Below are 1302 nucleotides of genomic sequence, written 5' to 3' on the forward strand. Positions count from 1 at the left end.
ATTAACCCTTCGGACGCAGAGTGATCTGACCGTCCGGAGGCAAGATGTCCGTTATCCCGCTGCGCCCAATCCACCGTTTCAGCGCTGTTGGCGCATTGCCGCGCCCCGCAGCCGCGCCACAGCCCGGCCTGCACGGCTTTGTCACCTTATTGATGCGCAACGGTCTGGTCGCGCCGCATCAGGTCTTGCAGGCCATTGCCTTGCACAAAACCCAGCGGCGGCTGACAGAAACGCTACTTGCGCAACAAGCGATCAGCCCGCAGCGGCTTTATGAGTCTTTGGCGCAGCATTGGTCTGTGGGGGTTGCAAGGCTGCACGCCGATCCGCCTGATCCCCGCCTGACCCAACAGATCAGCTCTGTCACGGCGCTGCGCGAGGGGCTTTTGCCATGGCGCAAGATAGGCGAGGCGACTGTGATCGTCACCGCCTATCCCGAAGAATTTACGGCGCACAAACCGTGGCTTACGGAAAAATTCGGCCAAGTCATCATGGCGCTGGCCCCGCTGCAAGAGATTGAGGCCGCGCTTTTGGCGCTGCATGGGCCGCAACTTGCGCAAGCGGCCGAAACGCGGGTCACCGCACAGGAAAGCTGTCGCAACTTTACCGCGCATAGGCTGCGCACACGCGCGCTGATTGTGGCGGGTTTGGTGTCGATCATGGCGTTTCTTACGCCGCTGGCTGTGCTGAAAATGCTGTTTGCGGTTGCGATTTTGGCGATGATTGCCACCAATCTGCTTAAGCTTGCAACGCTGACGCAAGATCGCGCACCACCGCCTGAACACCGCAATCGCGCAATTATTGCGCAGCTGCCGACTGTCTCGGTGATGGTGGCGCTCTACCGCGAAGACAATATCGCGCAGCGTTTGACGCAAAGGTTAGAGCAGTTGGACTATCCGCGCGACTTGCTGGATATTTTGCTGGTGGTCGAAGCAGAGGATCATCTGACCCGCGCGGCCTTGGCCAAAAGCAGCTTGCCAAGCTGGATGCGGGTCATCGTGGTACCGGCGGGGTCGGTCAAGACCAAACCCCGCGCGCTGAACTATGCTTTGGACCATTGTCGCGGCTCGATCATCGGCGTTTACGACGCAGAGGACGCACCCGAAGCGGATCAGCTGCGCAAGGTGGTTGACCGTTTTTATCAGCGCGGCGCCGAGGTTGCCTGCCTGCAAGGCAAGCTTGATTACTACAACCCGCGCAGCACATGGCTGTCGCGCTGTTTTACAATCGAATATGCAGCTTGGTTTCGGCTGTTTCTGCCCGGACTGGCGCGCTTGGGGCTGGCGATTCCGCTGGGTGGCACCA

1 protein-coding gene is annotated in these 1302 nt (G+C 60.0%); it reads left to right on the forward strand.

What is annotated here, in order from left to right; genetic code table 11:
- Positions 1–44 precede the first annotated feature (44 nt).
- Positions 45–1302 (forward strand): glycosyltransferase (locus V7Q10_RS15600; RefSeq protein WP_333870058.1); only part of this gene is annotated, 1258 nt, incomplete at its 3' end.

The sequence above is a fragment of the Cypionkella sp. genome, from assembly GCF_036782355.1.
Lineage (GTDB): Bacteria > Pseudomonadota > Alphaproteobacteria > Rhodobacterales > Rhodobacteraceae > Cypionkella.